Origin of the sequence: Roseovarius conchicola, from assembly GCF_041403425.1 — a bacterium.
Lineage (GTDB): Bacteria > Pseudomonadota > Alphaproteobacteria > Rhodobacterales > Rhodobacteraceae > Roseovarius > Roseovarius conchicola.
The window spans coordinates 80,523-105,731 of sequence record NZ_JBGEHK010000001.1 but is presented as its reverse complement, the minus strand read 5'-3'; the positions used below and the strand labels follow the sequence as shown (position 1 = coordinate 105,731).

Below are 25,209 nucleotides of genomic sequence, written 5' to 3'. Positions count from 1 at the left end.
TTCTTTGTTGCATATGTTACGCTGACTTGTATTTGATGAAACATATGCAACACGACTCGTCAAGCCGAGGCCCTCATGACCCAAACCTCACTCCCTGCGCATGCTTCGGTCGTCGTCATCGGCGGCGGTATCATGGGGTGTTCGACGCTGTACCACCTCGCCCAGATGGGCGTGGGCGATGCCATCCTGATTGAACGCAACAAGCTGACCTCGGGCACCACATGGCACTCGGCCGCGCAGGTCAGGGCGCTGCGCCATTCGCAGAACCTAACCCGGATGATCCAGTATTCGGTCGATCTTTACTCTCGTCTTGAGACAGAGACGGGTCAGAATGTGGGCTGGATCCAGAAGGGCAGCCTGTCGGTTGCCACATCGGAGGGAAGGCTGACACATATCCGCCGACAAGAAGCCTTGGCGCATGCCTATGGCGTCACGGCACAATCCATCAGCGCGGATGAGGCCAAGGCACGCTGGCCGCTGATGAACGCAGACGATGTGATCGGCGCGGTCTGGTCCCCCGATGATGGTCGCGTCAGCCCGTCCGACGTTTGTGCGGGCCTGGTCAAAGGGGCCAAAAGGTTGGGCGCCACGATTTTCGAGGACACGGGCGTGACCGGTATTCTGACCGAAAATGGGCGCGTCAGAGGTGTTGAAACAACGCAAGGCACCGTAACCTGCGATGCCATTGCGCTCTGTGCCGGGCTGTGGTCGCGCGAGATCGGGGCGATGGCCGGGGCCGAGGTCCCTGCCCTCGCATGTGAACACTTCTATCTGTTGACCAAACCGATTGACGGGATTGCGGGCAACATGCCCACCCTCAGCGATCACGACAGCCATCTTTACATCCGCGATGACTCTGGTGGTCTGCTGGTGGGATGTTTTGAACCGATGGGCAAGCCAATCGCCCCCGGTGTGCTGGATGAAAGCTTTGAATTCGGCCTTCTGCCGGAAGACTGGGATCACTTTGAACCGATGATGCTGAACGCGCTGCACCGGCTGCCAGCGCTTGAGACGGCCGAGGTGAAAATGCTGCTGAACGGGCCGGAGAGTTTCACGCCGGACGGGATGTTCATGCTGGGCGAAACTGCTGAAACGAAGGGGCTTTTCCTGGGGTGCGGCTTGAATTCGGTCGGCATCGCCTCGGGGGGTGGCGCAGGTATGAACCTGGCGCATTGCATCGTGCATGGCCGCACGGCTTACGATCTGGGCGAGGCAGATGCCAAACGCTTTGCACCGGTCTTCAACTCGCTTGAACACCTAATGGCGCGCGCGCCCGAGATACTTGGAACCCATTACGAGATCGCTTACCCGGGCCGTCAACTTGCCACCGCCCGCAACCTGCGCGCGCTTCCTCTGGAAAAAGAATACAGGGCGGCGGGCGCCTATTTCGGCCAGTTCTATGGCTGGGAACGCCCGCTCTATTTCGGCAAGACGACTGAACCCGAGATGACATTCGGCACCCCGGATTGGTCTGACAACGTGGCTGCCGAGGTGAAGGCGGCCCATGAAAGCGCTGCAATCTTTGACGCCTCCCCTTTTGGCAAGATCGAGGTCGAAGGCCCGGATGCCGAGGCCTTTCTGCAGCATGTTTGCGCATCGAACATGGCCAAAGCGCCGGGGAGCGCGATTTACACGGCTGTTCTGAACGAACGCGGGACGTATGAGTCCGACATCACCGCGCATCGGATCACCGACACTCACTATCGCCTGTTCACCGGCACCAATGCGATCAGGCGGGATCTGGCGTGGTTTCAACGCCATACCAACGGGTTTGACGTGACTTTGACCGACAGCACGGAGGACTATGCGGTTCTGGGCCTGATGGGGCCGGACGCGGCACGGATCGTCACCGAGACAGGGGCTGAATGCCTGACCGAATTGGGGTATTTTAAGGTTGGCCCGGCCCATATCGCCGGATGCCATGTGCGGGCGGTGCGGATGTCTTACGTGGGTGAGGCCGGGTGGGAAATCACCATGAAGGCGGAAAACGCGGCGCCCGTATATCGTGCGTTGACCAAAGCGGGGGCGCCGCCCGCCGGCTTGTTTGCCCAGACCTCCATGCGGATCGAAAAAGGCTTTGCCGCGTTCGGGCACGAGCTGGACACGGACACGTCCCCGGTCGAAGCGGGGCTGGATATGCTGGTGGCGAAGACCAAGCGCTTTGTCGGGTCAGAAGCCCTGGCCCAGCGCCGTGAAACCGCCAAGCGCCGTCTTGTCACGGTTGTTCTGGCGGATGAAACTGCCGTTCCGCTGGGTCATGAGCCGATCTATGCAGGCGAGCGCATTGTCGGGCATACGACATCTGCCTCCTTCGGGTATCGTATCGGGAAACCCGTTGCCCTTGCCAGCGTGGGCATGGACGACGCCGATCACGCAGAGGTCGAAGTGGATATTGCCGGGGTCCGTTTTGCCGCGAGATTGCAATATGCCTGCGCCTTTGATCCCGCAGGCCACCGGATGAAAGGGTGAACAGATGCCACGGCCCTATGTTCTTGTGGCGCCGAACGGCGCGCGCCGCACCCGGAAAGATCACCCGGCGGTTCCGATAGACATGGATCAGATTATCCAAGCCGCGCAGGCCTGTGCCGCTGCCGGGGCCGATGGCCTCCATTTGCATATCCGGGATGACGATGGGCAGCACACACTGGAGGCCGGTCGCTATCGCGAGACGATTGCCGAACTGGCGCACCGTGTGCCGTCGATGGATGTGCAAATCACCACCGAAGCCGTTGGCCGTTATACCGTCGAAGATCAACTGCGCTGCATTGAAGAGGTCAAACCGGCCTGGGTCTCCATCGCCGTGCGAGAGGTCAACCGCGCGCCGGATTTGGCCAGTCGAGTCTACGGCACATGTGCCGATCTGGGCGCAAAGGTACAGCATATTCTCTACGATGCAGATGATGCTGACCTGCTTGATCACTGGTTGGGCGACAGCACGGCCCGCGCGGATCAAACCGACAGGCTGGTGGTTCTGGGCCGCTACGCGACCGGCGAGAATGCGAAGCCTTCCGATCTTGATGGGGCAGCCCTTGCCCAAACGGCGAAGAGCAGGTGGATGGCGTGCGCTTTTGGCCCGTATGAACATGATTGCCTTCTGCGCGCCGCCCAAATGGGGGGCGATATCCGGGTTGGGTTTGAAAACAGCCTATCCGGATCAGATGGCGCGCCATGGACCGATAACGCGGCATCCGTTTCGGCCTTGATTGCGAAAATGACAGCTGAAGGGGTGTGAGCCGGGCCTTCCCGCCCCGAACACACAGACCTTTGTAAACCAGAAAGCTAGGATGCGGCTTTCTGGGCTTTCAGGCGTTGGCGTGCCTCGGACACTATAAAGTCGATAAACAGACGGACCTTTGAATCCTGAAGCCGACGATGCGGATAAAGACAGGCGAACGATACCGGTATCGGGGGCGTCTCGGTCAGGATCTCGACCAGCGCCCCGCTTTGCAGATGATGCTCGATTTCAAAGCGCGGTTTGTTGACGATGCCCCGGCCATCCAGCGCCCAGCCGGTCAGCACATCGCCATCGTCGGAATCAAACTGCCCCGACACATGAAGCTTCCGCAGACCCTCCCTGCCCTGAACAGTCCAGTAATACTCGGGCGATCTGGGAAAACGCAGCAAGAGGCAGTTATGCCGGTCAAGATCGTCTACGGTTTCGGGCGTACCGTTTTTCGCAAGATAGTCGGGGGCTGCACAGAGCGCGCGGGGACAATCCATGATCTTGCGCTGTTTCAGGTTTGAATCCGGCAGATGCCCGACGACGAAGGCCGCATCTATACCGTCTTGCAACAGGTCCACCGTGCGGTCTGTCTGGCGCAAACGCACGCTGACACCCGGATAGGTTTCCGCAAACCGGGGGATCAGCGGCGCGATGATCCGGCGGCCAGCGCTCAGCGGGGCCGAGACCTGCACGACACCATGCGGATTGCTGGAAAACCCCGAAACGGCGGCCTCTCCATCCTCGATGGCCCCAACGATTTTCCGGGCGTGATCATAAAACGCCTGCCCGGCTTCGGTTGGCATCAGTTTGCGCGTGGTGCGGTTGAACAGCCGCACATCAAGGCGGTTCTCGAGCTCTTTGATCCGGTTGCTGGCCACGGCCGGCGTCAGGCGCAGATCGCGGCCTCCGGCGGTGATGCTGCCCAGTTCGACCACCCGCACAAAGACCTTCAGGCTTTCGATATAGGGCATCTGCCACCTCCTTCTATTTTCAACGATTCATTGAAGTAGCTTAGCATACTTGCACGTATATCTGAAAATCGACCTGCGGCATACTGAAAGAATAAAGACTCAAAGCCAGCCCGCAGGGGGAGCCATGACCACCAGATCAAACATTCGTTTTGTGCTGAATGACGAGGATGTGACGCTTGATCGCGTTGGGGCTTCGGACACCCTGTTGGATTTCCTTCGGATCAATCGTCGCCTGACCGGCACCAAGGAAGGTTGCGCCGAGGGCGATTGCGGGGCCTGTACCGTGCTGGTTGGTCGCCTGGCCGAGGGCGCGCTGCGTTATGAGCCGGTCAATGCCTGCATCCGGTTGCTGGCCTCACTGGATGGGTGCCACGTCGTGTCGGTCGAACATCTGTCAGGCCCCGAAGGACGATTGCACCCTGTGCAACAAGCCATGGTCGAGCATCACGGTAGCCAGTGCGGTTTCTGTACACCGGGTTTCGTGATGTCGCTTTATGCGCTGTGGATGGAAAACCCTGATCCAACGGAAACCGAGATCGAGACTGCCCTGCAGGGCAATCTTTGCCGCTGCACGGGCTATGAGCCAATCATCAAAGCGGCCAAGGCAGCCACCACGCTGGGCAGCCCGGCCGATGACGCGCTGACCCGCGAGCGCGCAGCCATGACCGAACGGCTGTCTGCCCTGCAAGACGGGCAGCGCGTCGAGGTGGCGGATGGCAACAGCCTGTGCATCCTGCCCGCCTCGGTCGATGATCTGGCCGAGGTCTTACTGGAACGGCCCAAGGCCACGCTGGTCGCCGGGGCCACCGATGTGGGGCTTTGGGTCACGAAATTCCTGCGCGATATCTCGCCCGTTGTGTTCCTGAATCACCTTGAGGAACTGCGCGCGCTGGATGTCACGGACGAGACAATCGAGATCGGCGCGGGGGTCAGCTATACCGACAGCCGCGCGGCCATGGCCACGGATTACCCGCATCTTGGCCCTTTCTGGGATCGCATCGCCGGGTGGCAAATCCGCAGCATGGGCACAATCGGCGGGAATGTCGCCAACGGCTCGCCCATCGGGGACACGCCGCCGGTGCTGATCGCGCTGGGTGCCACAATCACGCTGCGGCACGGGGCCAACAGCCGGACCTTGCCCATCGAGGATTTCTTTATCGAGTATGGCAGGCAGGACCGGGCCGAGGGCGAGTTCCTCGCCTCGATCAGCGTGCCGCGCCCGGCCGCGAACGGCCTTCATGCCGCCTACAAGATTTCCAAGCGCCGGGACGAGGATATCTCGTCCGTGTGCGCGGCCTTCAACGTGACGGTCGAGAATGGCCAGATCACCGCCGCCCGTATCGCCTTTGGCGGCATGGCCGGCACGCCCAAACGGGCAGCGCATTCCGAAGCCGCGCTGGTTGGACAGGCCTGGAGTGAGGCGACACTGCTGCACGCAGCAACCCGGCTTGAGGATGACTTCAAACCGCTCACCGATTGGCGTGCTTCGGACGCCTACCGGATGCAGGTGTCAAAGAACCTGTTCCGCCGGTTCTGGCTGGAACAGCAGGACGCGGGCACCCCCGTCCGGCTGAGCGTTTAGGGAGGAAAAAGCCATGGGAGACCAAAGCATTCAAGGCGGCGTCCATACCGATCTCAAGCACGACAGCGCCATCAAGCATGTCACGGGGCGCGCCGAGTATTGCGATGACATTGCCGAACCCGCAGGCACGCTGCACGCCTATCTGGGCCTGTCGACCCGCGCCCATGCGCTGATCCGTGAGATAGATTTGAGCGCCGTGCGCGCCGCCCCCGGCGTGATCGGCGTATTGCGGCCCGAGGACATTCCGGGCGTTAACGATGTCAGCCCCACGGGCCTGCATGACGAACCGATCTTTGCCGAGGAAAAGGTCGAGTTCTGGGGCCAGCCGATCTTTGCCGTGGTGGCCGAAACCCGCGATGCCGCCCGACGTGCTGCCAAGCTGGCCCGGATCACCTATGAAGACCTACCTCATGTGTTGGAACCTGATGCGGCGCAGGCGGCGGACATGCCCTACGTCACCCCACCACTCACGCTGAAACGCGGGAACGCGGATGAGGCCATGGAACAAGCCCCTCATCGGATCAAGGGCCAGATGCGCATCGGCGGGCAGGATCACCTTTATCTTGAAGGGCATATTGCTTTTGCCATTCCGGGCGAAGACGAGGATGTGCTGGTGCATTCCTCGACCCAGCACCCGAGCGAGGCGCAGCATATGGTGGCGCATGTGCTGGGTGTGAACTCGAACGCCGTGACGATCAATGTCCGCCGCATGGGCGGGGGCTTCGGCGGCAAGGAAACACAGATGAACCTGTTCTGTTCGGTCGCCGCTGTTGCGGCCAAGAAATGGAACCGCGCCGTCAAAATCCGCCCCGACCGTGACGATGACATGTCCGCCACCGGCAAGCGCCATGACTTCGTGATCGATTACGAGGTGGGCTTTGACAATGACGGACGCATTCTTGCCGTCTCGGGCGATTTCGCTGCGCGCTGCGGATTTTCGTCGGACCTGTCGGGGCCTGTGACCGACCGGGCGCTGTTTCACGCCGACAACGCCTATTACTATCCCAACGTGCTGCTCAATTCGCACCCGATGAAGACCAATACCGTTTCCAACACCGCCTTTCGCGGCTTTGGCGGGCCACAGGGCGTGATTGCAGCCGAGCGCATCATGGAAGAGATCGCCTATCATCGCGGGTTGGACACGCTGGATGTGCGCAAGGTGAATTTTTATGGCGAGGGTGGCCGGGATGTAACGCCCTATCACCAGACGGTTGAGGACAATATCGCGCCGCGCATCGTGGCGGAACTGGAAGAGAGCGCCGGGTATCAGACGCGCCGTCAGGCAATACTTGACTGGAACGCGAAAGGCGGGCCGATCCGTAAGGGGATTGCCCTGACGCCGGTGAAATTCGGCATCTCCTTCACCGCCACCTGGTACAATCAGGCGGGCGCGCTGCTGCACATCTACTCCGATGGCTCGATCCATCTGAACCATGGCGGCACCGAAATGGGCCAGGGGCTGAACACCAAGGTGGCCCAGGTGGTGGCCGATGAATTGCAGGTGGATTTTGACAAGATCAAGATCACCAAAACCACCACTGAAAAAGTGCCCAACACATCCGCGACCGCCGCCTCCTCCGGCTCGGACCTCAACGGGATGGCCGCCCAGGACGCTGCCTTGCAGATCAAGAAACGCCTGATCGCGTTCGCCGCCGAACGCTGGCAAACCGAAGAAAGCAAGATCCGCTTCATCCCCAATGCGGTCGAGATCGGAACCGAGGTGATCCCGTTCGACGACTTCATTCGCGAAGCCTATATGGCGCGCATCCACCTTTCGGCGGCGGGCTTTTACAAGACGCCCAAGATCCACTGGGACCGCGCCACCGGCAAGGGCCGCCCGTTCTATTACTACGCCTATGGCGCGGCCTGTTCCGAGGTCTCCGTCGATACGCTCACCGGCGAATACCGGGTGGAGCGGACGGATATCCTGCATGACGTGGGCCGCTCGCTGAACCCTGTGATCGACAAGGGTCAGGTGGAAGGTGCGTTTATCCAGGGCATGGGATGGCTGACCACCGAAGAGCTGTGGTGGGATGATCAGGGCCAGCTGCGCACCCATGCGCCCTCGACCTACAAGATTCCGCTGGCCTCGGATCGACCGCGGGAATTCAACGTCAAGCTCGCGGACTGGTCAGAGAACCGAGAGAACACGATCAAGCGATCAAAAGCCGTGGGCGAGCCACCCTTCATGCTCGGCATTTCGGTGTTCGAGGCGCTGTCCCATGCGGTGGCGAGCGTGGCGGATTACAAGACTTGCCCACGCCTCGATGCACCCGCCACGCCCGAACGCGTGTTGATGGCAGTTGAGCGGCTGCGCGGAGCGTCGTCATGACACTCGCGCGCTTCTTTCAGGCCCATTCGCAGGTGATCCATGTGTGCCTTGCGCGCGTGCGCGGTTCGTCCCCGCGCGAGGCGGGGGCCGAGATGTTCGTGGCTGAGAACGCTTTGCACGGAACAATCGGGGGTGGTCAGCTGGAATACATGGCGATCGACAAGGCGCGTGCCATGCTGCGCGCGGGCCGAACAAGCGAACATATGGATGTGCCGCTTGGCCCCGAAATCGGCCAATGCTGTGGCGGGCGCGTGGATATCACCCTCGCCCTTATGCATGCCGCTGATCGCACGAACGCGTTGGCCGATGCGGCGGCGGAACAGGCGGCCATGCCCCATATCTACGTGCTGGGTGCGGGCCATGTGGGCCGCGCGCTGGCCACGCTGTTTCAGGCGATGCCGGTGCGCTGCATTCTGATCGACAACCGGGTCGAGGAGTTATCGCTTTGCGACGCACAGGTGGAGAAACGACTGACCGCCCTGCCCGAGGCGGATATTCGCAACGCTCCGACCGGAAGCGCCTTTATCGTGCTGACCCATGATCACGCGCTGGATTTTCTGCTGACCGCCGAGGCGCTGGCGCGGGGCGACGCGGCCTATGTGGGCCTGATCGGATCGGCCACCAAGCGGGTGAAGTTCGAGCGCTTCTGCAAGACCGATGCGCCCGAGGTGCGCACGGGCGATTTGATTTGCCCCATCGGAGCGAATGGCAGCAGCGACAAGCGACCTGAAATCATTGCCGCTTTCATAGTGGCCGAAGTGATGGCGCGGCTGACAAACCACGCCAGGCAACGCGTTGAAATACATAAATAAAGAGAAAACCGACCCGCGACAGCGGGCAATTCCGACAGGAGGGACATAACGACATGTCTGATGCAACCTATCAATACAAGTTGTTCGCACGGAACGACTTCAACGCCTTTTGGGCGTTGTTCACCGACAACCTCGTCAATCTGCTGATCCTTTCGGCAATCTGTCAGTTCGTCTTTCAGATGCCGCCCGAGATCGTCTTCGGGCGTATCGTGCCCGGTGCGGCCATTGCCATTATCGCGGGGGTTGCCGTCTACACAATGATGGCGAAATGGGCCGCGAACCGACAGGGCAAGGACGTCACCGCCCTGCCCTATGGCATCTCGACGCCGGTGATGTTCGTCTATCTCTTCGGCGTGATCGGCCCGATCTACTGGTCGACGCAGGATGCGTTGCTGGCCTGGCAGGTGGGCATCGGCGCGGGGTTCATGGGGGGCATCGTCGCCGCCTGTGGGGCTCTGGTGGGTCCGTTCCTCAAGAAGATCACACCGCGTGCTGGCATGTTGGGCACGCTGTGCGGGATCGCATTGGTGTTCATCGGGTCCGTGCCGCTTTCGCAGATTTTCGAGCATCCACTGATCGGCTTTACCTCGCTGCTCTTCATCCTTTGGGGGTTGATTGGCCGGTTCCGTCTGCCCGGGAACATTCCGGCGGGTCTTGTGGCCATCGGCGCGGGGACAATCATTGCGATTATCCTCGGAGAGGCCAGCTTTGATGCCAGCGGCATCGGGTTCTATCCGCCGATTCCCTATATCGGCGACATGATCGCGGGGGTGCAGTATCTCTTTGCCAATCCCGAGCTGTTCCTCGTGCTGATCCCAGTGCAGATCTACAATTTCATCGAAACGATGAACAATGTGGAATCCGCCGAAGCGGCGGGCGATCATTACCCGGTCGGCCTGTGTCAGCTTACGGACGGTGCGGGGACCATGATCGGCGCGCTGTTCGGCTCGCCCTTCCCCACCACCGTCTATATCGGGCATCCCGCATACAAGCGGCTGGATGCGCATGCGGGCTATATCATCGGCGTGGCGGGAGTTATCGCGGCGGCAGCCTTCTTCGGCTTCCTGTCGTTCCTTGCCGGGCTGATCCCGGTGGCCGCCGCCGCCCCTGTTCTGGTCTTCGTGGCGGTCAGCCTGATCACCAACACTGGCTACGCGGTGAAACCCCTGCACATGGCCGCCGTGGCCTTCGCGATCCTGCCGCATATTTCGGCCTTCCTGATGGTCAAATGGGGCTCGCTGATGAACGCGCTGCGCGATGTCGGCGTGGAAGGGCTGCCCGGCCTTGGAGACGAGGGGCTGACAGCCGCGCTTCTGCAAGGGGGTGCGCATTACGAGGGGCATCTGGCCCTCAGCCAGGGCGCGATCATCACTGGACTGGTCTGGGGGGCCATCGTGGCGGACGTGATTGACGGGCGGTTCCGCTATGCCGGTGGCTTTGCGATTGCGGCTGCGGTGATGTCATCCATCGGGGTCATCCACTCCTACACGCTGCAAATGCCGCAGTTTGACCAGATCACCCTCGGCTACCTGATCATCGGTGCGTTCCTTTACATCTATCCGATGCTTGTCCCGCACGAGGATCTGATGCATCGGGTCATCGTTCCGGATGAACCGGACCTGATCGACGACGATACGCCCGCGATAGACGCTTGAGCAACGGGCCGGGGTGGATCACACTCCGCCCCGGCCATACCTTCCCAACGAGGCCCATCATGACCGACACGCTGCTGCGCGGACGCCTTCTGACTTTCCATCGCGAGCCTGTGGATGGCGCAGAGACCGACGCCTATACCTATCTCGAAGACGGTGCCCTGCTGCTGCGCGACGGGGTGATTGTGACGCGGGGAGAGTTTGCCGATGTGACCGCGCAAGCCCCCGACGCGCCGGTGATGGACCATCGTCCACACCTGATGATGGCCGGGTTCATCGACACGCATCTCCACTTCCCGCAGGTGCAGGTCATCGCCAGTTGGGGCGCGCAGCTGCTCGACTGGCTGAACGGTTATGTCTTTCCCGAAGAGGCGCGCTTTGCCGAGCCGGCCCATGCCGATGCCATCGCGGGCCGCTTCCTTGACCTGCTCACTGACCATGGCACCACCACGGCGGTGGCCTATTGCTCGTCCCACGCCGCCTCGGCCGAGGCCTATTTCACCGAAGCGCAGCGCCGCAATATGCGGATGATCGGCGGCAAGGTTCTGATGGATCGTAACGCGCCCGAAACGGTCTGCGATACACCGCAATCGGGCTATGATGACAGCAAGGCGCTGATCGCGCGCTGGCACGGCACCGGGCGGTTGGGCTATGCGATCTCGCCGCGCTTTGCCATCACCTCGACCCCCGCGCAGATGGAGATGACCGGTGCCCTTGCCGCAGAGCATCCGGACTGTCACATCCAGACACATCTATCTGAAAATATTGATGAAATTGCCCTTGCGACCTCGCTTTACCCAGAGGCCAAAGACTACCTGCATATCTATGAAACCTACGGCCTACTGAGCGATAAGGCCTTGTTGGGTCATTGCATCCACCTGTCGGACCGTGAAGTGGCCAGCTTGGCCGAAACCGGCGCGCATCCGGTGTTCTGCCCGACCTCGAACCTGTTTCTTGGCTCCGGCTGCTTTGACGACGCGCGGATGCGCGCAGCGGAGGTGAGCAACGGGATCGCAACTGATATTGGCGGCGGCACCAGCTATTCCATGCTGCAAACGCTGAATGAGGGTTACAAGGTTTTGCAATTGCAGGGCCAGAGCCTGCACGCCTTGCGCGCCTTTCACTGGATCACGCGGGGCAATGCCGAGGTGCTGGGGCTGGAGGACAGGATCGGCACGCTGGATGCGGGCACCGAGGCGGATATCGTCGTGCTGGATGCCCGTGCGACACCTGCCATGGCCCTGCGGATGGAACGCGCCGAAACGCTTGACGAAGAACTGTTCGCGCTGCAGATCATGGGCGATGACCGCGCCATCGCGCAAACCTATGTGGCCGGTGTGCCGCAAAAAGGAGCCTAGACATGCTGAGCGTGACCCGTCTGGATGCCAACGATGCCGATATCCTGATTGCGGGCGCTGTGGCCCATGCGGAACAGATCGGCGTGCCGATGTGCATTGCCATCACCGACGAGGCCGGTCAGTTGATCGCCTTTCGCCGGATGGATGGCGGCAAAGTCACCTCAAGCACCATTGCAATCGACAAGGCGTTTACCGCGGCAGGCGCGAAAAAGGCCACGCATGAATACGGCGCGGCCAGCCAACCGGGCGCGGCAGCCTACGGAATCGCCTCGGCCATTGGCGGGCGGTTGATGGTGGTGGGCGGGGGCCTGCCCGTGATCGTCAGGGACGCCGTTGTTGGTGGCATTGGTGTCAGTTCTGGAACGCCGGACCAAGATCGTGCCGTGGCGCAGGCCGGGATTGATGCCTTCCTCGCGCAGCTCTGAAAACACGCTTATTTTCAAGAGTTTCCGAAAGGACCTGTTTCAGGTTTCGCACTGCCGCTCTGTGCCCCCTGAACATACATTCAAGAAGAACGGCGACAGATCGGAGACGTTATGACGGCACGCTATTATGCTCCCACCGGGGGACATCCCGGACAGGACCAGCTTCTGACCGACCGCGCCGTTTTTACCGACGCTTATGCCGTGATCCCCAAGGGCACGATGCGCGATATCGTGACCAGCTTCCTGCCGTTCTGGGAGGATACGCGGCTTTGGGTCCTGTCGCGCCCACTCAGCGGGTTTGCCGAGACGTTTTCGAATACATCATGGAGGTCGCTCCGGGCGGCGGATCGGACCGGCCCGAGACGGATGCGGGCGCCGAGGCGGTGCTTTTCGTGGTGGAGGGCGAGGCGACGCTGACTGTGGCAGGCAATACCCATGTGCTGACGCCCGGCGGATATGCCTTTCTGCCCCCGGGCAGTGACTGGACGCTGCGCAATGCGGGCACCGTGCCCCTTCGTTTTCACTGGATCCGCAAGCTTTATGAGCCGGTCGACGGCCTTGCCCTGCCCGATGTCCTGATCGCCAACGAGCAGGAGATTGTGCCCACCCCGATGCCCGGCACGGATGACAAATGGGCCACCACGCGCTTTGTCGATCCATCTGACATGCGCCATGACATGCATGTCACCCTCGTGACCTTTGAACCCGGGGCCGTGATCCCGTTTTGCGAAACCCACGTGATGGAACACGGGCTTTACGTGTTGGAAGGTAAGGCGGTCTATCGCCTCAACCAGGATTGGGTCGAGGTGGAGGCCGGCGATTACATGTGGCTGCGCGCCTTTTGCCCGCAGGCCTGTTACGCCGGTGGGCCGGGGCGCTTCCGCTATCTGCTTTACAAGGACGTGAACCGGCATATGAGCCTGCGTGGGATCAACCCGCGCGGGTGATCTATCCTCCGATGGCTTTGGACAATTCCGATGCCGCACCGATCACCGCCTTACTCAGCGGCTCGATCTGGTCAACGCCAACCCGGCTTGTCGGCCCCGAAACGGAAATGCCTGCCACCGCCTCGCGGTTCATATCAAAGACGGCAGCGGCAATGCAGCACATGCCCAAATTGCGTTCTTCCCCGTCGATGGAATAACCGCGCGCGCGTGTTGTTTTCAGATCGGCGATCAGCGCATCATGGTCCACGATCGTGTTGGGCGTGAACGCCTCGCGCGGCTCGCTGGCCAGGTGCCGCTCAACCCTGTCCGGGGGCATTTCGGCCAACAGCGCCTTGCCGATCCCCGAGGAATGCATCGGTGCCAGCGTGCCGGGCGGAAAGAACGCGCGAATACTCTGTTCGGTTTCCACCTGGCTGAGAAACAGCACCTGCCCGCTTTTCTCAATCCCGAGATTGGCCGTCTCACCCGTCACTTCCATCAGGCGGCGCAGAACGGGGCGCGCACGTTCGACCAGGCTGGTGCGTTGCAGGAACCGCGCGCCGATCAGAAAGGCCTGCGGCCCGATATTCCAGACCTGCTCGGCAGCGTCGAATTCAACAAGACCCCGCCCCTCCAGCGTGATCAGCACGCGGTAAAGGGTGGCCGGGGATTGGTTCGTCTCGCTGGCCAGCACCGAAAGCGGCTTGCCCTGATCCTCGCTGAGATATTCGAACACCTCCATCGCCCGGTCGAGCGATTTGATGGTGTTTTGCGCGGTTTTATCGTCCCAGCCACGGGGCCGCCCCCGCGCGCGTCGCCCGGTTTGGGACTCGCTTTTGGGAAGATTCATCGGCTCTCTCATTTTCAATACAAAAAACAATTTCATATTATGAAAAAATCAAGCCTTTGACAATGTTTAATTTATTTTCCTTTTTTGAAAATGAAAAATGATTTCAAAAAAATTTCAATATGCGTCATGCCCTCTTAAGATGGGCAATAGCTTTACAAGGAGACGGAATATGAGCTTCCAAAATCCAGTATTCATTCCAGGACCGACAAACATCCCGGAAAACCTGCGCAAGGCCTGCGATATGCCGACGATTGACCACCGGTCACCGCTTTTCGGCAGCATCCTGCACCCCGCCCGCGAGGGTGCGCGCAAGGTTCTGAAAAGCACTTCCGCCGAGGTTTTCATCTTCCCCTCCACCGGCACCGGCGGTTGGGAAACCGCGCTGACCAACACGCTCAGCGCTGGCGACAAGGTTCTGGCCGCCCGCAACGGCATGTTCAGCCAGCGCTGGATCGACATGTGCCAGCGCCACGGGCTGGAGGTTCAGGTGGTCGAAACGCCATGGGGCCACGGCCTGCCTGCGGATCGCTATGCCGAGATCCTTGCCGCCGACACGGCCCATGAGATCAAGGTGGTTCTGGCCACCCATAACGAGACCGCCACAGGTGTCCGCTCGGATATTGCCGCCGTGCGCCGGGCGCTGGATGCCGCAGGTCACCCGGCAATGCTTTTTGTCGACGGGGTCAGCTCGATCGGCTCAATGGACTTCCGCTTTGACGAATGGGGCGTGGACGTGGCCGTGACCGGCTCGCAGAAAGGTTTCATGCTGAGCGCCGGGCTTGCCATCGTTGGGTTCAGCCAGAAGGCGATGGAAGCCACCAAAACCGGCACCCTGCCGCGCACCTTCTTTGATGTGCATGACATGGCCAAAGGCTATGAGAATAACGCCTATCCTTACACCCCCGCCGTGGGGCTGATGAACGGGCTGAACATTGCCTGCGGCATGTTGTTGGACGAAGGGCTGGAGACTGTTTTTGCCCGCCACCATCGCATTGCCGAAGGCGTACGCGCCGCCGTACATGCCTGGGGTCTGGACCTCTGTGCCGCTGACCCATCGGTTTACTCCGACACAGTGAGCGCCATTCGCACGCCCGAAGGCTTCAATGCCACCGACATCGTGACCCATGCCGCCGAGACCTATGGCGTCGCCTTTGGCGTCGGCCTCGGTGAAGTGGCCGGCAAGGTGTTCCGCATCGGCCATCTGGGCAGTCTGACGGATGTGATGACGCTGTCCGGCATCGCCACAGCCGAGATGTGCATGGCCGATCTGGGTCTGGATATCGCGCTCGGCTCGGGCGTGGCTGCCGCGCAGGATTACTATCGCGGCCATCCCGCGGCAGCGCAGAAAGCAGCGGCATGATGAAGGATGCCGGTATGATCATCCCCACCTACGAGGACATGCTGCGCGCGCATGAGCGCATCACCCCGCATATCAACCGCACGCCGATCCGAAGCTCGGATTACCTCGACGAGCTGACCGGTGCGCAGCTGTTCTTCAAATGCGAGAACTTTCAGGAGCCGGGCGCCTTCAAGGTGCGCGGTGCCACCAACGCCGTCTTTGGGCTGAGCGACGAACAGGCCGCCAAGGGCGTGGCAACGCATTCCTCGGGCAACCACGCCTCTTGCCTTAGCTATGCGGCGATGCTGCGCGGTATCCCCTGCAATGTGGTGATGCCAAAAACCGCCCCACAGGCCAAGAAAGACACGGTGCGCCGCTATGGCGGGCAGATCACCGAATGCGAAGCCTCAACCACCTCGCGCGAGGAAGCCTTCGCGAAGGTTCAGGCCGAAACCGGCGGGGATTTCGTCCATCCTTACAACGACCCGCGCGTGATCGCCGGGCAAGGCACCTGTGCGAAGGAAATGATGGAACAGACCGATGGTGTCGACATCGCCATCGCCCCGATTGGCGGCGGCGGAATGATCTCGGGCACCTGCCTGACCCTGTCGACGCTGGCGCCTGAGACCCGGATCATCGCTGCCGAGCCAGAGCAGGCCGACGATGCCTATCGCAGTTTCAAGGCGGGGCACATCATCGCCGATGATGCCCCACAAACCGTGGCAGACGGGCTGAAAGTGCCTTTGAAAGACCTGACATGGCACTTCGTGTCGAACCATGTGAGCGACATGCTGACCGCGTCCGAACAAGAGATCATCGACGCGATGAAACTCACCTGGAAACATCTGCGCGTGGTGATGGAACCCAGCTCGGCTGTGCCCCTCGCCACCATCCTCAAGAACAAAAGCCGTTTCGCGGGCAAACGCGTCGGCGTGATCATCACCGGCGGCAATGTCGATCTCGACACGCTGCACTGGACCATTTGAAGGGAGAGACCCATGAACGCGACTGTGAAACTCGAAGAGCTTGAGGTTGGTTTTGACGTGCCTGCCCTGCCCGGCATGGACGAGGCTGACATCCAGACGCCCGCGCTTGTGCTTGATCTTGATGCGCTGGAACGCAACATCAAAAAGATGGGCGATTACGCCAAGGCCCACGGCATGCGTCATCGCGTGCATGGCAAGATGCACAAATCGGTCGATGTGGCCAAGCTGCAGGAGCGCCTTGGCGGGGCCGTCGGGGTGTGCTGTCAGAAAGTGTCCGAAGCCGAAGTGTTTGCCCGCGGCGGGATCAAGGACGTTCTGGTCTCCAACCAGGTGCGCGATCCGCGCAAGCTGGACCGGCTGGCGCAACTGCCCAAGTTCGGTGCCCGCACGCTGGTCTGCGTCGATGATCTGGCCAATGTGGCCGAACTGTCCGGGGCGGCCCAAAAGCATGGCACCGAGATCGAGTGCCTGATCGAGATTGACTGTGGCGCAGGGCGTTGCGGTGTGACCACGACGGAAGCCGTCGTCGAGATTGCCAAGGCGATCGAGGCCGCACCAAACCTGAAATTTACCGGCATCCAAGCCTATCAGGGCGCGATGCAGCACATGGATAGCTATGAGGATCGCAAGGCCAAGCTGGACGTGGCCATCGCACAAGTGAAAGACGCGGTGGATGGGCTTGCCGCGACAGGGATCACCGCTGAGCTGGTTTCGGGCGGCGGCACCGGCTCCTACTATTTCGAGAGCAATTCCGGCGTCTATAACGAGCTGCAATGCGGCTCTTACGCCTTCATGGACGCCGATTATGGCCGCATTCTGGACAAGGACGGCAACCGTATCGATCAGGGCGAATGGGAGAACGCGTTCTTCCTGCTCACGCAGGTGATGAGCCACGCCAAGGCCGACAAGGCCATCGTGGATGCGGGCCTCAAGGCGCAGTCGGTCGATAGCGGATTGCCGGTGATCTTTGGGCGCAATGACGTCGAATATGTCAAATGCTCGGATGAACATGGCGTGGTGGCCGACCCGGACGGGGTGCTGGCGGTCGGCGAGAAGCTGCGCCTCGTGCCGGGCCACTGCGACCCAACCGCCAATGTGCATGACTGGTATGTCGGTGTGCGGAACGGCAAGGTTGAAACGGTCTGGCCGGTCAGTGCACGCGGCAAAGCCTACTGATTTTCCTCAATATCCCAATACCCGCCTCGCCCTTTCATTGGGCGGGGCACGTTTTTCAAAGGAGTGCCCCCATGCTGATCGTTCCCGAGCGCGAGATCGCCAACCTGATGACCCGCGAAGCCGCGTTTGACGCGGTAGAACAGGTGTTTGCCGCCATGGCCGCAGGTGATGCCTATAACTTTCCCGTGGTGCGCGAGGCGATTGGCCATGCCGATGCCCTCTATGGTTTCAAGGGCGGGTTTGACCGCGCGGGACAGACGTTGGGGTTGAAGGCGGGCGGTTACTGGCCCAACAACCTTGAGACGCAAGGCATCATCAACCACCAGTCCACGGTCTTCCTGTTTGATCCTGACACCGGTCGGGTCAGCACCATGGTCGGTGGCAACCTTTTGACCGCTTTGCGCACCGCGGCGGCCTCGTCCGTGTCGATCAAACATCTGGCGCGCAAGGATGCGAAGGTGATCGGCATGATCGGCGCGGGCCACCAAGCCACGTTCCAGCTGCGCGCGGCGTTGGAGCAGCGTGACTTCGAGAAGGTGATCGGGTGGAACCTGCACCCCGAGATGCTGCCCAATCTCGAAAAGGTCGCGGCCGAGGCAGGTCTGCCTTTCGAGGCAGTGGAGCTTGACGGGATGCGCAACGCGGATGTGATCATCTCGATCACCTCGTCCTTCGATGCCATTCTGGGCGCAGATCAGATCAGCCCCGGCTGTCATATCGCCTGCATGGGCACGGATACCAAGGGCAAGCAGGAGGTCGAACCGGAACTGCTGCAAAGCGCCACTGTCTTTACCGACGAGGTCGCGCAATCCTCAACCATCGGCGAGGCACAACATGCGGTGGCGCAAGGGTTGATCAAACTGGAAGACATCACGCAGGTGGGGGCCGTGATCAACGGCGCGCATCCCGGGCGTGCCTCGGAGGACGAGATCACCTTGTTCGACGGCACCGGCGTTGGCTTGCAGGATCTCGCCGTGGCAGCCTCGGTCGTCCGGCTGGCCGCCGAGCAAGGCATCGCGATTGAGGTGGATGTCTGAACGAAACCCGTTTCGCGACTCATATGGTTTTGAGGTGTTTGGATTTGCGGGACGGAGCGGACATTCGCCGCATACCAGCCACCGGAGGCCAGCATCAGCCTCTGGGGTGGCGAGCCACCATTTGCTTCCGGGCGCTTTATGCTCGCAAAGCACATCCACAGAATGAGCGTAGCACCTGCGTCAGACAAATCGCCAGCCCATGGGAGGGGCTGACGATGGCCGGGCCGCTGCGCGGCTGTTAACCGGCCTGGCGCACAGTCGTGACGACCGCACAGGACTCAAAGCCGCCATTCGTTGTCACAAACACTGATGCCCCTTGTATCAGGTCACATCAGCCCCCTCCGAGGAAAAGGCTGGGCCTTTCAGTGCCTGGCCGCGCAGGGCGGCACTTGACCTAATCCTCGCTGGGAAGTGACCCCCTGCCATGGCCGGACAAGCCGCCCGACACCTCCTCGGTGGCTTCCCCGGCCAGCTCTTCGGGCAGGATCAGGTTCAGCGCGATGGCGATCAGTGCCGCGGGCAGCAGGCCGCTGGTCATCAGGATGCGCAGGGTATCTGGCAGGTATTGCACCGCTTTCGGGTCAAGCTGCAGCCCAAGACCGACCGAAAGGGATATGGCGAAGATCACCATATTCCGGCGGTTCCAGTTGACATCGGACAGCATCGAAATGCCCGCCGCGACCACCATGCCGAACATCACGATCACACCGCCTCCAAGCACCTCGATCGGGATCGTTCGGATCACCGCGCCCACTTTCGGCATCAGGCCGCAGAGGATCAGGAACAGCGCACCGATGGTCACCACGTGACGGCTCATCAGGCCCGTCATTGCGATCAGCCCGACGTTCTGACTGAACGAGGTGTTGGGAAAACCACCGAACATACCCGCAATCGCTGTGCCGACGCCGTCGGCATAGGTCGCACCGGTGATTTCCTTTTCGGTCGCTTCACGGTTCGCACCGCCCTTGGTGATGCCCGACACGTCACCCACGGTTTCAACCGCAGAAACGAAGGCCATCAGACAGAAGCCGGCGACAGCGGCGACGCTGATTTCAAACCCGTATTTGAGAGGCTCCGGGAAGGCAATCGGCGCGGCGCGCTCCCAGCTTGCGGCGATGCCCTCCATGGTAACCATTCCGGCCATCATCGCGTAGATATAACCAACCACGATACCAATCACGACCGCGGACACCGCCAGCATTCCCTTGGCGTAGAATTTCAGCGCTAGCGTGACAAACACAACCACCAGCGCGGCAGACCAGTTCAGCAGGCTGCCATATTCCGGCGTGTCGATGGCCGGCACCCCGCCTGCGGCGTATTGGATACCCACCTTGACCAGCGCCAGCCCGATCATCGTGACCACGAGGCCAGTCACCAGCGGCGGCAGCGCAAAACGGATCTTGCCGATGAATGTTGCGATCAGGGCATGAAACAGACCGCCAATCACGACCCCGCCGAACAGGACCGGCAACGCCTCGACGCCCTTGCCGTCCACCAGCGGAATCATGATGGGAATGAAGGCAAAGCTTGTGCCCTGCACAATGGGCAGGCGCGCGCCCACCGGTCCCAGCCCGATCGTCTGAAAGAGCGTCGCAATCCCGGCAAAGAGCATCGACATCTGGATCAGGTAGGTCATGTCGGGGAAGCCCTGCGCGGCCGCATCCGACCCGAAGCCGAAGCCTGCGGCCCCTGCGATGATGATCGCGGGGGTCACGTTGGAGACGAACATCGCCAGGACGTGCTGAATGCCCAGCGGCACAGCGCGGTGCAGCGCGGGGGTGAAGTTGGGGTCCCGCAGCTGTTCGGGTGTTCCGATTGAGGTATCTGCCATCTTGGTCTTACTCCTCGATTGGTGGTTCGCCCGGGCAGTGCCCCCGGCAGCACGCATTAATCTTTGATGATGTAACTGGTGTCGAACCAATGCTCCTCCAGGTTGTCGCCCTCCCCGATCCGGTCCACGACCGCGAACAGACCGGGGGCGTGCAGCGGCGTCAGCACGCCGTGCCACGTCCCGCGGTGCAGGTTGATCCCCTGCCCCGCGCACGCCATGAACGCGAGGGGCGTGCCCGGCACGCCGCCGTCATCTGCGGCAACAATCACCAGAAACGGATCGTGGCTCATCGGCACAAAGGCCTGGCTACCCCCGGGGTGCCGCTCGACCATATCCAGTGTCAGGGGCAGCGTGCGGGGCTCGGCCTTGAACAGGCTGATCCCGGCGCGGCCATCGGTAAAATCAAGCTGCGCCAGATCGTGATAACGCCCGCACAGGCCCTGATTGATGATCTTGTCTGGCGCGCCCGCGGCCTCCAGAACATCGCCGAAGGGCGCGAAAGCCTCTGCCGTTAGCGGCACCGCTTTGATCACCCGGCTCATCCGCCCAGCTTTTCCTGCAAGCGCAGTTCTGCGATCCGTTCGACCTGTCGGCAGGCCTCGGCAAACTCGGTGGCGCGGTCATGGGCCACGCGGCGCTCGAACGCCTCCATGATCGACGCCTTGGTGTTGTCGCGCACGGCGATGATGAAGGGAAAGCCGAACTTGGTGGTGTAGGCGTCGTTGAGCTTGGTAAACGTGCTGCGCTCACCGTCGGTCAATGCGTCCAGCCCCACCGAGGCCTGTTCGGCCGTTGATTCCGCCGTCAGCCGCTTGGCCTCGGCCAGCTTGCCCGCCAGATCGGGATGCGCGGTCAGCACGCCCAGACGCTTTTCCTCGGACGCCGCGCGAAAGATGCGCGCCAGCGCGGAATGGACCCCGCGCGCGCTGTCATGGGACGGCCCCAGTTCAAGCGCATGGGCCCCTTCGGCGATCCACGGGCTGTGTTCGAACACGCCGCCAAATGCCTGGACGAAACTGGCCTTGTCCATTTCTGAGGGACGCACCCGGGCAACCGGCGGATGTGTGGCGGCCCAGTGTTCGGCGATCTGCAACCGGGTGGCAAACCACACGTCCTCATGCGCGCGCATGTGATCAAGCGCGCGGCACAGCGCAGCGAAGCGTCCCGGGCGACCCATCAAGCGGCAATGCAGCCCGATGGACAGCATCTTGGGCGCACCCGCGACGCCCTCTTCATAAAGCACATCGAAACTGTCGCGCAGATATGCCTCGAACTGATCGCCTGAATTGAAACCCTGCGGCGTGGCGAAGCGCATGTCGTTGCAATCAAGCGTGTAAGGGACGATCAATTGATCGCGGCCCGCTGCCTTCATCCAATAAGGCAAGTCATCGGCGTAACTATCTGCGATATAGTCAAATTCTCCCTCACCGGCCACCAGTTCAACCGTGGTGTCGGAACAGCGTCCGGTGTACCATCCGCGCGGTGCGCTACCGGTGACGTTTGTGTGCAGACGGATCGCTTCACGGATTTGCACGCGTTCCTCGTCGGGCGTCATATCCTTATGCTCGATCCATTTCAGCCCATGGCTGGCGATCTCCCACCCGGCGGCTTTCATGGCCGCCACCTGTTCGGGCGCGCGTGCCAGCGCGGTGGCCACGCCGAAGACTGTAACGGGTGTGTCCTTGAGCAGCCGATGCAGCCGCCAAAAACCCGCCCGCGCCCCGTATTCATAGATCGATTCCATGTTCCAGTGACGCTGCCCCGGCCAGGCCGATGCGCCCACGATCTCGGACAGGAACGCCTCGGACGCCGCATCGCCATGAAGGATGCAGTTCTCGCCGCCCTCCTCATAATTCAGCACGATCTGCACAGCGATTTTCGCACCGTTCGGCCAATTGGCGTCAGGCGGCGTTTCACCATATCCGGTCATGTCACGGGGATAGCGCGTCATTCCAGGGCCCTTTCTTGTTTCCAAACCTTTGTAAACCAAAATAATCGGCGTGTTTTTCAAAAAGGATGCGAAAGTGTTTCCCGTCTCGACACCTTTGCCAACGGGCCTTCACCCTCGCTATAGAGAGGGGAGTAACAAGGAGGCCCCGATGGCCGGATATCTGACAACGCATGTTCTGGACACCGCGCGCGGTGTACCTGCCGAAGGGCTGACCATTGATCTTTACCGGATCGAGGGCGACGCGCGGGTGCTGTTGAAGACGCTCAAGACCAATGATGACGGGCGCACGGACGAGCAGATCTTGCCGGAAAAGGATTTTGAGACAGGCGTTTACGAGCTTGTCTTCCATGCAGGCGCTTACCTTGATGCCATTGGCACGCCGCCTGAAAGCCCGCGCTTTCTGGATGTGATCCCGCTGCGGTTCGGCATGTCCGAGGCCACGCATTACCACGTGCCGCTGCTGCTTTCGCCATTTGGGTATTCGACCTATCGGGGCAGCTAGGCCGCCTCTTTGATTGCTGCGGCAATCCGCTCCACCGCGAAATCCATGAACAGCCGCGCCTTTGGGTCCTGACCACGCCGGTGGGTATAAAGGCAGGCCATCTGAACGGGTTCGGGCGGCGTTTGCGTCGCCACCAGCACCAGCCGCCCCGCGGCAAGGTGATCCGCCACCTCAAAGCGCGGCTTCATGACAATGCCCTGCCCGTCCAGTGCCCAATCGGTCAGCACGTCGCCATCATCGGATTCATAGCGGCTGCTGACCTTGAAACGCTCAACCCCGTTCGGCGTTTTCAACCGCCATTGAAACTCGGTTGCGCCGGGAAAGCGCAGGTTCAGGCATTCATGCGCCCCGTTGAGCAGGTCCTTCCCCTCTTTCGGCATCCCGCGCGCCTCGACATAGGCCGGGGCCGCACAAAGGACGCGTTCCACATCCGCGATCTTGCGGATGCGCAGGTTGCTGTCTTCGGGTTGGCCGAGGAAAAACGCCAGATCCAGCCCCTCGCTGGTCAGGTCAACCTTCCGGTCGGTCAGACGCAGACGCAGGCTGACATCCGGGTAATCCGCCAGGAACGCCGGGACATGCGGCGCGATCAGGCGGCGACCCACACCAAGGGGTGCCGCCACATACAGCGACCCTTTGGGTTGTTGCGTGATATCAATCACTTGCGCCTCGGCGCTCTCTACCGATTCCAGAACCTCGCAGGCCCCGCTATAGAAGGCGCGCCCTTGTTCGGTGGGTGTCAGGCTGCGGGTGGTGCGTTGAAACAACCGCACGCCCAAATGCGCCTCAAGCTGCGAGATGCGCGACGAGGTCACCGCCGGAGAAATCCGCAGATCGCGCCCGGCGGCGGACATGCTGCCCAGCTCGTAAACGCGGACAAAGGTCCGGATATTGTCGAGATAGGACATTATTCAGCTTTTTTTGATACTGCTTGGCATTCTCTTGCAATAGCAGAACATTCTCGGATCGCCTAGTCTGCCTGAAACACGTCTGAGGGAGAACAGCAATGTATGATTTAGCAGTGATGTGGGATTGGGTGGGGTTTGCCGTGCGCTGGCTCCATGTCATCACCGCCATTGCCTGGATTGGTTCGTCCTTCTATTTCGTGGCGCTTGACCTGGGCCTCAGGAAAGCGCCGCATCTGCCCCCCGGTGCCCATGGCGAAGAATGGCAGGTGCATGGCGGCGGGTTCTATCACATTCAGAAATACCTCGTGGCCCCGGAGAACATGCCCAGCCATCTTGTCTGGTTCAAATGGGAAAGTTACGCGACATGGTTGTCGGGGGCGGCCCTTCTGGCGATCCTTTACTGGGTCGGGGGCGAGCTTTACCTGCTTGATCCCAACAAGGCCGACCTGGCGCTGTGGCAGGGCATCCTGATCTCGGCAGGGTCGTTGACCATTGGCTGGATTTGCTATGACTTCCTGTGCAAATCCAAGCTGGGCGAAACGCCCACCATGCTGATGTTGCTGCTGTTCGTGATCCTGGTGGTGATGTCCTGGGGCTATCACCAGATTTTCACCGGTCGCGCCGCCCTGCTGCATCTGGGGGCGTTCACCGCGACGATCATGACGGCCAACGTGTTCTTCATCATCATGCCCAATCAGCGCATCGTGGTAAAAGATCTGCAAGAAGGCCGCACTCCCGATCCGAAATACGGCAAGATTGCCAAGCTGCGCTCGACCCATAACAATTACCTGACCCTGCCGGTCGTATTCCTGATGCTCAGCAACCACTACCCGCTGGCCTTTGCGACCGAGTATAGCTGGATCATCGCCAGCCTGATTTTCCTGACCGGTGTCACGATCCGGCATTACTTCAACACGCTGCATGCCACCGGCAGCGGCCCGCATTGGACATGGGGCGTGACGGTTCTGATCTTTGTCCTTATTGCGTGGCTGTCTTCCCTTCCCATGCAGGACAGTTACGAGGAGGCCGAAACACGCGAGCTGACGCGGTACGAACAACAATTCGCCTCGGCCGAGGGGTTTGACGAGGCCTATGACGTCGTGCTGGGCAACTGCTCGATGTGTCACGCCCGCGAACCGGCCTGGGAGGGGATGCATTGGCCGCCCAAAGGCGTGGTTCTGGAGACCGAAAGCGATGTCGCCCGACAGGCAAAGGCGATCTTCCTGCAAGCAGGTGTCAGCCACGCCATGCCGCCACCCAATGCCATATCCACCATGAGCGCCGAGAACCGCGCCGCCATCGTTGCCTGGTTCCGTCAGGGCCCTGCCCTTTGATGTGAAATCCGGCT

The 25,209-nt window shown here is 61.2% G+C and carries 20 protein-coding genes and 1 pseudogene; 15 read left to right on the top strand and 6 right to left on the bottom strand.

All coding sequences use genetic code 11. The annotated features are described in order from the left end of the window. The first annotated feature begins 75 nt into the window (after positions 1-75). Together V6N02_RS00460 and V6N02_RS00455 are read left to right on the top strand one after the other, a co-directional pair. Entirely contained in the window at positions 76-2,469 is a 2,394-nt protein-coding gene (locus tag V6N02_RS00460) for a GcvT family protein (RefSeq protein WP_371223193.1), read from the top strand. Positions 2,470-2,473: 4 nt separating this feature from the next. Beyond that, a complete protein-coding gene (locus V6N02_RS00455; protein ID WP_371223191.1) occupies positions 2,474-3,232 on the top strand; it encodes a 3-keto-5-aminohexanoate cleavage protein in 759 nt (252 codons plus the stop codon). Positions 3,233-3,279: 47 nt separating this feature from the next. Here V6N02_RS00455 and V6N02_RS00450 read toward each other — a convergent pair whose 3' ends face one another. Continuing rightward, positions 3,280-4,194: a LysR family transcriptional regulator gene (locus tag V6N02_RS00450; protein WP_371223189.1), complete on the bottom strand. Its 915-nt coding sequence runs from the start codon at positions 4,192-4,194 to the stop codon at positions 3,280-3,282. A 124-nt stretch (positions 4,195-4,318) separates the two neighbouring features. Between V6N02_RS00450 and xdhA the strand changes: the two genes are divergently transcribed. The 7 genes and pseudogenes from xdhA (at position 4,319) to V6N02_RS00415 (ending at position 13,302) form a co-directional block, all read left to right on the top strand. Beyond that, the gene (gene xdhA / locus V6N02_RS00445) at positions 4,319-5,776 is read left to right on the top strand and encodes a xanthine dehydrogenase small subunit (protein WP_371223187.1); all 1,458 of its coding nucleotides are present in this window, start codon (positions 4,319-4,321) and stop codon (positions 5,774-5,776) included. 13 nt (positions 5,777-5,789) lie between these two features. After that, positions 5,790-8,108: a xanthine dehydrogenase molybdopterin binding subunit gene (xdhB, locus tag V6N02_RS00440; RefSeq protein WP_371223185.1), complete on the top strand. Its 2,319-nt coding sequence runs from the start codon at positions 5,790-5,792 to the stop codon at positions 8,106-8,108. Then, positions 8,105-8,920 (top strand): xanthine dehydrogenase accessory protein XdhC, encoded by an 816-nt coding sequence (gene xdhC, locus V6N02_RS00435; RefSeq protein ID WP_371223183.1) that lies wholly within the window; start codon positions 8,105-8,107, stop codon positions 8,918-8,920. The genes xdhB and xdhC overlap by 4 nt, the downstream gene beginning before the upstream one ends. Before the next feature lie 53 nt (positions 8,921-8,973). Next, the gene (locus tag V6N02_RS00430) at positions 8,974-10,575 is read left to right on the top strand and encodes a xanthine/uracil/vitamin C permease (RefSeq protein WP_371223181.1); all 1,602 of its coding nucleotides are present in this window, start codon (positions 8,974-8,976) and stop codon (positions 10,573-10,575) included. Positions 10,576-10,634: 59 nt separating this feature from the next. Then, on the top strand, positions 10,635-11,930 hold the full coding sequence (gene guaD, locus V6N02_RS00425) for a guanine deaminase (protein WP_371223179.1): 1,296 nt from the start codon (positions 10,635-10,637) through the stop codon (positions 11,928-11,930). 2 nt (positions 11,931-11,932) lie between these two features. Beyond that, positions 11,933-12,355 (top strand): GlcG/HbpS family heme-binding protein, encoded by a 423-nt coding sequence (locus V6N02_RS00420; RefSeq protein WP_371223177.1) that lies wholly within the window; start codon positions 11,933-11,935, stop codon positions 12,353-12,355. Between the two features lie 111 nt (positions 12,356-12,466). Continuing rightward, a pseudogene (locus V6N02_RS00415) lies at positions 12,467-13,302 on the top strand (bifunctional allantoicase/(S)-ureidoglycine aminohydrolase). A gap of 1 nt (position 13,303) precedes the next feature. Here V6N02_RS00415 and bhcR read toward each other — a convergent pair. Beyond that, positions 13,304-14,131: an HTH-type transcriptional regulator BhcR gene (gene bhcR / locus V6N02_RS00410; protein ID WP_371223175.1), complete on the bottom strand. Its 828-nt coding sequence runs from the start codon at positions 14,129-14,131 to the stop codon at positions 13,304-13,306. Between the two features lie 169 nt (positions 14,132-14,300). Here bhcR and bhcA point away from each other — a divergent pair, with 169 nt between their 5' ends. The 4 genes from bhcA (at position 14,301) to bhcD (ending at position 18,669) form a co-directional block, all read left to right on the top strand. After that, a complete protein-coding gene (gene bhcA / locus V6N02_RS00405) occupies positions 14,301-15,491 on the top strand; it encodes an L-aspartate--glyoxylate aminotransferase BhcA (RefSeq protein WP_371223173.1) in 1,191 nt (396 codons plus the stop codon). Then, positions 15,491-16,456 (top strand): beta-hydroxyaspartate dehydratase BhcB, encoded by a 966-nt coding sequence (gene bhcB / locus V6N02_RS00400; protein ID WP_371223171.1) that lies wholly within the window; start codon positions 15,491-15,493, stop codon positions 16,454-16,456. Before bhcA ends, bhcB begins: the two co-directional genes overlap by 1 nt. A 12-nt stretch (positions 16,457-16,468) precedes the next feature. Then, positions 16,469-17,632, top strand: coding sequence for a 3-hydroxy-D-aspartate aldolase BhcC (gene bhcC / locus V6N02_RS00395; protein WP_371223169.1), 1,164 nt, complete (start codon positions 16,469-16,471; stop codon positions 17,630-17,632). 71 nt (positions 17,633-17,703) lie between these two features. Continuing rightward, a complete protein-coding gene (gene bhcD / locus V6N02_RS00390; RefSeq protein WP_371223167.1) occupies positions 17,704-18,669 on the top strand; it encodes an iminosuccinate reductase BhcD in 966 nt (321 codons plus the stop codon). 394 nt (positions 18,670-19,063) lie between these two features. Here bhcD and V6N02_RS00385 read toward each other — a convergent pair whose 3' ends face one another. From V6N02_RS00385 to puuE, 3 genes are read right to left on the bottom strand one after another with little or no spacing between them, the layout of a single operon-like run. Then, entirely contained in the window at positions 19,064-20,500 is a 1,437-nt protein-coding gene (locus V6N02_RS00385) for a nucleobase:cation symporter-2 family protein (protein WP_371223165.1), read from the bottom strand. Positions 20,501-20,556: 56 nt separating this feature from the next. Then, positions 20,557-21,042: an ureidoglycolate lyase gene (locus tag V6N02_RS00380; protein ID WP_371223163.1), complete on the bottom strand. Its 486-nt coding sequence runs from the start codon at positions 21,040-21,042 to the stop codon at positions 20,557-20,559. Beyond that, positions 21,039-22,451: an allantoinase PuuE gene (puuE, locus tag V6N02_RS00375; RefSeq protein WP_371223161.1), complete on the bottom strand. Its 1,413-nt coding sequence runs from the start codon at positions 22,449-22,451 to the stop codon at positions 21,039-21,041. Before puuE ends, V6N02_RS00380 begins: the two co-directional genes overlap by 4 nt. Positions 22,452-22,599: 148 nt before the next feature. Between puuE and uraH the strand changes: the two genes are divergently transcribed. Then, positions 22,600-22,953 carry a hydroxyisourate hydrolase gene (gene uraH / locus V6N02_RS00370; RefSeq protein ID WP_371223159.1) on the top strand — a complete coding sequence of 118 codons (354 nt, stop codon included), beginning with the start codon at positions 22,600-22,602 and terminating at the stop codon, positions 22,951-22,953. Here uraH and V6N02_RS00365 read toward each other — a convergent pair. Next, a complete protein-coding gene (locus V6N02_RS00365; protein WP_371223157.1) occupies positions 22,950-23,861 on the bottom strand; it encodes a LysR family transcriptional regulator in 912 nt (303 codons plus the stop codon). The genes uraH and V6N02_RS00365 overlap by 4 nt on opposite strands. 98 nt (positions 23,862-23,959) lie before the next feature. On the opposite strand from V6N02_RS00365, the gene V6N02_RS00360 reads away from it, so the two are divergent. Beyond that, on the top strand, positions 23,960-25,195 hold the full coding sequence (locus tag V6N02_RS00360) for a urate hydroxylase PuuD (protein WP_371223155.1): 1,236 nt from the start codon (positions 23,960-23,962) through the stop codon (positions 25,193-25,195). The last annotated feature ends 14 nt before the right edge of the window (positions 25,196-25,209 follow it).

What these genes read in the sequence shown, in the direction of transcription:
- xdhC (WP_371223183.1), top strand. Translation starts at nt 8,105, where the DNA reads ATGACACTCGCGCGCTTCTTTCAGGCCCATTCGCAGGTGATCCATGTG.
- bhcD (WP_371223167.1), top strand. Translation starts at nt 17,704, where the DNA reads ATGCTGATCGTTCCCGAGCGCGAGATCGCCAACCTGATGACCCGCGAA.
- guaD (WP_371223179.1), top strand. Translation starts at nt 10,635, where the DNA reads ATGACCGACACGCTGCTGCGCGGACGCCTTCTGACTTTCCATCGCGAG.
- puuE (WP_371223161.1), bottom strand. Translation starts at nt 22,451, where the DNA reads ATGACGCGCTATCCCCGTGACATGACCGGATATGGTGAAACGCCGCCT.
- xdhB (WP_371223185.1), top strand. Translation starts at nt 5,790, where the DNA reads ATGGGAGACCAAAGCATTCAAGGCGGCGTCCATACCGATCTCAAGCAC.
- V6N02_RS00385 (WP_371223165.1), bottom strand. Translation starts at nt 20,500, where the DNA reads ATGGCAGATACCTCAATCGGAACACCCGAACAGCTGCGGGACCCCAAC.
- V6N02_RS00450 (WP_371223189.1), bottom strand. Translation starts at nt 4,194, where the DNA reads ATGCCCTATATCGAAAGCCTGAAGGTCTTTGTGCGGGTGGTCGAACTG.
- V6N02_RS00365 (WP_371223157.1), bottom strand. Translation starts at nt 23,861, where the DNA reads ATGTCCTATCTCGACAATATCCGGACCTTTGTCCGCGTTTACGAGCTG.
- bhcR (WP_371223175.1), bottom strand. Translation starts at nt 14,131, where the DNA reads ATGAATCTTCCCAAAAGCGAGTCCCAAACCGGGCGACGCGCGCGGGGG.
- V6N02_RS00455 (WP_371223191.1), top strand. Translation starts at nt 2,474, where the DNA reads ATGCCACGGCCCTATGTTCTTGTGGCGCCGAACGGCGCGCGCCGCACC.
- V6N02_RS00360 (WP_371223155.1), top strand. Translation starts at nt 23,960, where the DNA reads ATGTATGATTTAGCAGTGATGTGGGATTGGGTGGGGTTTGCCGTGCGC.
- V6N02_RS00380 (WP_371223163.1), bottom strand. Translation starts at nt 21,042, where the DNA reads ATGAGCCGGGTGATCAAAGCGGTGCCGCTAACGGCAGAGGCTTTCGCG.
- V6N02_RS00420 (WP_371223177.1), top strand. Translation starts at nt 11,933, where the DNA reads ATGCTGAGCGTGACCCGTCTGGATGCCAACGATGCCGATATCCTGATT.
- V6N02_RS00430 (WP_371223181.1), top strand. Translation starts at nt 8,974, where the DNA reads ATGTCTGATGCAACCTATCAATACAAGTTGTTCGCACGGAACGACTTC.
- uraH (WP_371223159.1), top strand. Translation starts at nt 22,600, where the DNA reads ATGGCCGGATATCTGACAACGCATGTTCTGGACACCGCGCGCGGTGTA.
- V6N02_RS00460 (WP_371223193.1), top strand. Translation starts at nt 76, where the DNA reads ATGACCCAAACCTCACTCCCTGCGCATGCTTCGGTCGTCGTCATCGGC.
- bhcB (WP_371223171.1), top strand. Translation starts at nt 15,491, where the DNA reads ATGAAGGATGCCGGTATGATCATCCCCACCTACGAGGACATGCTGCGC.
- bhcC (WP_371223169.1), top strand. Translation starts at nt 16,469, where the DNA reads ATGAACGCGACTGTGAAACTCGAAGAGCTTGAGGTTGGTTTTGACGTG.
- xdhA (WP_371223187.1), top strand. Translation starts at nt 4,319, where the DNA reads ATGACCACCAGATCAAACATTCGTTTTGTGCTGAATGACGAGGATGTG.
- bhcA (WP_371223173.1), top strand. Translation starts at nt 14,301, where the DNA reads ATGAGCTTCCAAAATCCAGTATTCATTCCAGGACCGACAAACATCCCG.